Origin of the sequence: Nocardiopsis sp. CNR-923 (assembly GCF_001942255.1) — a bacterium.
Classification (GTDB): domain Bacteria; phylum Actinomycetota; class Actinomycetes; order Streptosporangiales; family Streptosporangiaceae; genus Nocardiopsis.
Window position 1 is genome coordinate 1 of record NZ_MKKC01000008.1, and the last position, 6,125, is coordinate 6,125.

The 6,125-nt window shown below is 66.9% G+C and carries 8 protein-coding genes; 4 read left to right on the top strand and 4 right to left on the bottom strand.

The genetic code is table 11. The annotated features are described in order from the left end of the window. Positions 1–46: 46 nt before the first annotated feature. Entirely contained in the window at positions 47–994 is a 948-nt protein-coding gene (locus BJF83_RS00265) for a sulfatase-like hydrolase/transferase (RefSeq protein ID WP_075924703.1), read from the bottom strand. 4 nt (positions 995–998) lie between these two features. After that, positions 999–1,520: a methionine adenosyltransferase gene (locus BJF83_RS00270; RefSeq protein WP_316042165.1), complete on the bottom strand. Its 522-nt coding sequence runs from the start codon at positions 1,518–1,520 to the stop codon at positions 999–1,001. Between BJF83_RS00270 and BJF83_RS00275 the strand changes: the two genes are divergently transcribed. After that, the gene (locus BJF83_RS00275) at positions 1,491–1,865 is read left to right on the top strand and encodes an ElyC/SanA/YdcF family protein (protein WP_262391196.1); all 375 of its coding nucleotides are present in this window, start codon (positions 1,491–1,493) and stop codon (positions 1,863–1,865) included. The two genes, BJF83_RS00270 and BJF83_RS00275, sit on opposite strands and share 30 nt — an antisense overlap. Positions 1,866–1,982: 117 nt before the next feature. On the opposite strand, the gene BJF83_RS00280 is transcribed toward BJF83_RS00275, so the two are convergent. Both BJF83_RS00280 and BJF83_RS00285 read right to left on the bottom strand, forming a co-directional pair. Beyond that, positions 1,983–2,258 (bottom strand): hypothetical protein, encoded by a 276-nt coding sequence (locus tag BJF83_RS00280; protein WP_075924704.1) that lies wholly within the window; start codon positions 2,256–2,258, stop codon positions 1,983–1,985. 123 nt (positions 2,259–2,381) lie between these two features. After that, a complete protein-coding gene (locus BJF83_RS00285) occupies positions 2,382–3,245 on the bottom strand; it encodes a helix-turn-helix transcriptional regulator (RefSeq protein WP_075924705.1) in 864 nt (287 codons plus the stop codon). Between the two features lie 377 nt (positions 3,246–3,622). Between BJF83_RS00285 and BJF83_RS00290 the strand changes: the two genes are divergently transcribed. The 3 genes from BJF83_RS00290 to BJF83_RS00300 all read left to right on the top strand — a co-directional run bounded on the left by BJF83_RS00290 (position 3,623) and on the right by BJF83_RS00300 (position 5,744). Further along, positions 3,623–4,081 carry an ATP-binding protein gene (locus tag BJF83_RS00290; protein WP_262391197.1) on the top strand — a complete coding sequence of 153 codons (459 nt, stop codon included), beginning with the start codon at positions 3,623–3,625 and terminating at the stop codon, positions 4,079–4,081. Positions 4,082–4,453: 372 nt separating this feature from the next. Then, positions 4,454–4,717: a hypothetical protein gene (locus tag BJF83_RS25815; RefSeq protein WP_083678350.1), complete on the top strand. Its 264-nt coding sequence runs from the start codon at positions 4,454–4,456 to the stop codon at positions 4,715–4,717. 187 nt (positions 4,718–4,904) lie between these two features. After that, positions 4,905–5,744, top strand: a complete 840-nt coding sequence (locus BJF83_RS00300; RefSeq protein ID WP_075924706.1) for a replication-relaxation family protein — start codon at positions 4,905–4,907, stop codon at positions 5,742–5,744. Positions 5,745–6,125: the final 381 nt, after the last annotated feature.

The window sequence follows — 6,125 nt, forward strand, 5'->3', positions numbered from 1 at the left end:
CTCCGGTGAGTATTTGCTTGCCCTGCCCAATTTTCCCCTCGTTTCCTTACAGGATCATCGTATTGGATCTCTGTCCGGAAACCTCGGGGCACCCCACCCCGCCCAACACGCCGCACCAGAGGGGGACCGTGGAAACCGTTGGGTGCGGGTGCCCGTGTCCGAACCTGCCGCCTTCTCCGAACTCCTCGCCATGGTCGGCACAGACCACCACCAGGGGATGCCGTGTGCCCAGTCGTGAGAACAGGTCACCCAAACGGACATCGGCCCACTCCAGGGCCCGCCTCTGCATCCCCAGAAGCACCTCGATGTCCTCGGGGGTCAGGGCGTCATCTCCAGAGGTGTCCTGTTGGGAGTCGTGCAGCCGGTAGAGGCGTCGGAGGAGTTCGCTGGTCTGTTCGGTCAGGGGACTGAAGGGGGTCGTATAGGGGATGTGGGTGCTGGGACAGTTGACGAACAGGAAGAACCGGTCGGCTTCCAGGCACAGATCCGCGAGCATCCGGATGTGCGCCAGGGGCAGATCCTCGTCGCGGTCAACGACACGCGCTTCCGGGGTGGCTGGAGCGCGGGAGAGCCGTCCGAAGTAGTGGAACTCCGGGAAGAGCCCTGGCAGGCTGTTGGCGGGATCGGCGGAGTCGAAGAAGGTGACGCCGCCCGCTCCTACCACCCGGTAGCCCTGCCCTTCGTAGTGCGCCATCAGAGCGGGGCCGTTGAAGGGGATGTCGACCTGGCGGTTCGAGGACCGGGCCGCCGCAGAGCGCCAGATCGCGTCCACGCTGCGCCCGCCGATCGTGAGAGTTTCCGTGACCGGCCGTGGAAGGTAGCCGTTGAACAAGGCGGCGTGGGCGGGGAGTGTGTAGGTCCCGGGGCTCTCGGCTCGCAGCAGTGGGCCGAGCGTCTCCAGGTTTGGGGTGTGCGCGCTTGCTGCGACGTCGTAGCGACAAGAGTCCAGGGTGACGAGGACGACGCTGTGGTCGGCCAGATCGGTGTCCGTCACCGGCTCACACCTCCAGGACCAGCGACGGGTCACGGAAGCGGTCGATCGGGGACAGGGCGAGCAGGCGCTCGGAGAGCAGTGGCAGTTCGGCCAGCGTCTCGGCAGCCAACGCCTCGACGGCATCGTGGTCGAGACGGTTGCCTCGCTGTGCCAGCCGGACGCCTACGAACGACGGATCGTCCAGGCGGTCACCGTTGCGGGACACCAGCACCACCTCGTTGGGTATGCCGAGTTTGGTGTGGATGCGGTCTGCCAGGCGCGTGGCAGCGAGCGTGTACAGCTTGCCGGTGTGGTGCACCGGGTTCTTTCCGGCCAGGGCTTCCACTCCCGCGCCGCCGCTGGCGGAGATGACGCCGTTGGCTTTGTTGCCGCGACCGACGAGCCCGCAGTCGCCCTTGCCCAGCGAGGTCCCGAAGGGTGCCAGGTAGGCGCCCTGACCGTGGTCCTTGGTGTTGAAGCTCAGGCGTGTGAGCCATGGCCTGATCCCGTCATCCTGGTGGAGCCGGAGGCGTCGAACACCCGTCAGAACATCACCTTCTCTCGCCGGGCCCTGGCGGCGAACGGCATCGCCCCCGCCACCGTGCTCCTGGTCTGCATGCCTTACATGGAACGGCGTGCCTTCGCGATCGCCCGGAAACTGTGGCCCGACGTTGAGGTGGTGTGTGCCTCCGCGCCGCTGAGCCTGGGCGACTACGTCAAGGAGATCGGGGACGCAGGGCTCGTCATCGACATGATGGTCGGTGACCTCCAGCGGGTGATGGAGTATCCCAAGCTCGGGTTCGCCATCGACCAGGACGTCCCCTTGGTGGTACGTGAGGCCTACGAGTCCCTTGTTGCCTCAGGGTTCGACAGCCGCCTGATCCAGGGCTGACCGTGAGGAGTGGGCCGGTCCTCAGAGACGACGGATCCGCACGACGTGTCGGTGGACGGATTGGCCACTGCGCGCGGATTCTTCTCTGAGAACCGGTCGGATGTCTTCCGAATGGTGTCAACTGACGAGCACGCCGCGCGGATTCTCGCTGCGCAGCTCTCCGGCTTCTACCCCGAGTCTGAAGGCGTCCCACTCGTCTCTGTCGTAGGCGATGGTGGGAGCGGCGTCGTTGCTGGCCTCGGTCAGGGTGAAGCCTCCGTCGGAGGTGAACACCGCAGCCACCTCGCCCACCGAACCCGGCTTCCCGCGTGCGATCGATGAGCAGAACTTGTCCCAGTGCGCGTTGGGGAAGAACAGGGTCGGGCTGGCGGCACCCAGTTCGTGCTTGCCCACGACGGTCCAGTCACCGAAGCGTTTGATCCCGACGCAGGAACCTGGCCACCGGAGAACGTGGACTTCGTGAACGGCTGCTGCGTGACCTCGACTGTGTGGGGCGGGGTCGGCCCGAGGGGTGAGTCATGATGGCAGCTCCTCCATAGCCTTCTTGATGTAGCGCGTGGTCGCGGCCGTGGACATCGCGACGTCCACGATGTGGTTCCACAACTGCTTGTGCCGACGGATCTCGCGCGCCTTGTCGAGGTACAGGTTTCCGCCCTGGCCCTCGATGTAGATCATCTCGGGCTCGTCGGGTTCGAACTCCAGGATGCTGAACGGGCCGCTGAGTCCGGCGTGCGCTCCTACGCTCTCCGGGATCACCTGGATGTTGACATTGGGCTTCCCGGTGAGGTCCAGCAGGTGCTGGAGCTGTGCGCGGTGGACCTCAACGCCGCCGACGGGCCTGCGGATCGAGGCCTCGTCCATGACGACCCACAGGTTCAGCGGATCCGGATCCCTGTCCAGGATCCGTTGGCGGCGCTTGCGGAACTCGACGAGCCGCTCGACGTCGCTCGCGGGTTCCTGGGGGTTGGTCGCGGTGAGCAGGGGGCGCATGTGGTCTTCGGTCTGGAGGAGGCCCTGGATGAGGTGGGTCTCGTAGACGCGCACGCTCGTGGCGTCCTCTTCGCGGCCGACGTAGATGTCGAACTTCGGTGGCATCACGCTCTCGAACTCGCTGGTCCAGTGGCGTGACTTGGCGTCCGCCGCGAGCTGGCGGATCAGGTCGCGTTCCCTGTCGTCCTCGATGCCGAAGAGCTCGAAGAGGTGGTCGAGTTCGAGCTTGCTGGGCACGGCATGCCCGCCCTCCATGCGAAAGACCTTCGGGTCACCGCAGCCGAGTTCGTTCGCGACCTGCTTGCCCGTGAACCCGGCCTTCGTGCGCTGCTCCTTCAGCCACAGACCCAACTTGCGCTTGCTGCCGGCCGGGCCACGTGCTCGCGCCACGTTTCTCCTCGTCTTCGTCGTCGGTTGCCGGGCAGGCGTGTGTCCGGTGAGGACATCGTGTCTGCGTGGTCACGGGAGTGATGCTACCGAACACTCGAATCGAAGCTTTTTCAGAAAGATTTCTGAGAACGCTTGTTATGGAAGATTTTCCACTGCATCATCGGTGTCATGTGGCGTGGCTGCGCGGTCACGGTTAGTGCTGGAAGTCCTGTATGTCCTCCTCCGGCCGTGTTGTGGTGCGCCCTGCTTCGAACCGCTGTCGCTGAGGAGGTTGAGCTATGAGGAGCCCAAGCAGCCCGAACCCTGGACGGCCGCCAGACAGGGGTGGGGATCGCGTCCCGAGGCCGCGGTGCGGTCAAAGCGAGGACCGCCGAGCTGTGGCGGGACTGCCGATGCGCGTGAGGAGCGGACGCTTGGGGGTGGCCGCCGCCTACTTCGATGGGACCCCGGAGCAGGTTGGCCGGATCCGGACCTGGTGCGCGGGGGCCACCGGGTTGGACGAGGAGGCGGCCGCCGCGGTCAAGCTGGTCGTCAGCGAGCTCGTGACGAACGCGGTACGGCATTCGGCGTCAGGCGCCCGGTGCGGGCGGGTCAAGGTCACGGTGGAGGTCCTGCCCGGCCAGATCGTCCTGGTCTCCGTGACCGATGACGGGCCGCGAGCTCTGCGGCCGACCACGGTTCCCACCTTGACCACCCACATCAGCGACACCGCCACGTGCGGGCGCGGGCTGCGCTTGGTGGCGGCGTTGGCGGAGAAGTGGTGGTGGACCGGCTTTCGAGGCGGTCCGCTGACGGTGTGGGCGCTGATCGACCCCCACCGCGACCTGGTCGCCTGAACGCCACCGAGTACGCGCCGCGATGGCGGGAAGCGCAGCCCCACGAGGCCAATGACACCCGCCCCAGCGGCACACACGAAGATGCCCCGATCGGTGTTGGAGCCACCGAGTCGGGGCGTGATCAACCACCTGAGGAAGCAGGAGGATGACCGTGGAACATGCTACCGGCCGCCACCGCAGGCGGCAGCGAACCCTGGTGGGCCAGCTCTGGGCCCTGGCTACTGCGACGTTGGCCACGATGCTGACGTTCGTGTTCGTCCCCGACCCGCCCAAGCGGGCCAGGGCCGCGATCTCTCCGGTGCCTGACGCCCGCAGCCACCTGTTCCGGCCGTGTCGGCGACCGCATCTGAAGCGAGCATCCTGGCGAGGCGGGTGGCGTCGGTCGAAGAGGTGGCCGCGTACTGGGAGCGCGACGACCACGCGGACGGGTTCGACGTCGCGCCCGAGGACGATCCGGATGAGGAGTGGGGCGCTCTCGTCCGCCCCTACATGTCTCCGCCACCCCAGATCCGCACGCGGGTTCCCTGTCCCCGCGTTCCTGAGGGTGACCTGTTGGCCGCTCCGCCACAGCGGGCTCCGGACGACCTGGCCGATCTGGCCGCGGTGGTCCGGACCTATCTCAACACGGTCGGCTGAGCGGTTCGGATCGGGATGAGGGTGGTGTCGCTTCAGCGGCACCACCCGCCTACTTCATGGGTGGGCGTGATCGCAGCAACGCCCGCGCACGCCTGAATCTTCGGCTCAGTGTCGCATTCCTGCTTGGCCCTGTCTCCCTATGAGGGACGTAAGGCGGAGAAGGGCGACGACCCCTGGGAGGGCGTGCGTGAACGAGTACGAGCAGACCTTGGCCCGGTTGGCTCCCCGGATCACCGACCGGGACCGGCAGATCCTGGTGGGGTTGTGGGAGCACCAGGTGATGACCACCCACCACCTGCACCGCATCTACTTCCCCGACGCCGGACCCCGCCGGGCCCGCTCCCGGCTGCTAACCCTGTACCGGTACGGGCTGCTCAATCGGTTCCGCCGCCACGCTCATGACCGCAACGCCCCTGACCACTGGATCCTGTCCCCGACCGGAGCGGTGTTGGTCGCCTTGTACCAGGGCAAGGAGCCCGAGGAGCTGAACTTCCGCTCCGACCGGGTCTTGGCGTTGGCCCACTCGCCAAGGTTGGACCACATCCTCGGCCTGGCCCAGACCCGCGCGGAGTTCGTCGGGAGCGCCCGTGAGGTGGGTGCTGATCTGCTCCGGTGGAGGTCAGAGCGCGAGTGCAAGGAGAGGTGGGGCCGCTACATCCGCCCGGACGCCTTCGTGCGCTGGGAGCAGGGCGTCACCGTGGTGGACGCGTTCGTGGAGTACGACACCGGCACCGAACCCCTCACCCAGCTCAAGAAGAAGATGCCGGGGTATGCGCTCCTGGCCCAGACCAGCAAGCTGCCATCGATCGTGCTGTTCATAGTCCACTCCGACAAGCGCGAGGACAACGCGGCGCGCACGCTCGCCTCCGCCTGCACCGGCACGGTGGGGGTGTACCTGACCACCCACCACCGTCTGGCGGTGGAAGGGGCCGGTGCGCCGATCTGGCGGCTGGCTCACTGCCGTGACCGGGTGGAGCTGTGCGATATCCCCAATGCCTATCCGTGCGAGGAGAAAGACAATTCCTAGCCCTCTTATCGGGGCGAATATTCCCGTGTGCAGCCGCTGTGAGAATGGATGGGTATTCGGTGGCGACGGGAAGACAGGGAAGGATGGTTGGCGGGGTCCGGTGAAGTCTTGATGGGCGGTCGTGTCCGTGGTGGGGGTACTCCGTTGGCGGGCCTGTGACTCCGCCTGTGACTGGGCCGGTAAGTGGGCCGTTACCACGTCCGCCGTGGCCTCCGTCTGGTGCTCCGGCCTTGGGTGGACCACCCTCGGTGGTGTGTTCAGTGCAGGTCGGGCGGGCTGTGGGGTGGTCCACCGGCCGCCCCGGCTGTATACCCAAGTGGGTAGTCCTCTTCACGTAGGGCGCGCGGCGCGGTGCGGCGGGGCGGCGGCCGGGCGCCGCCC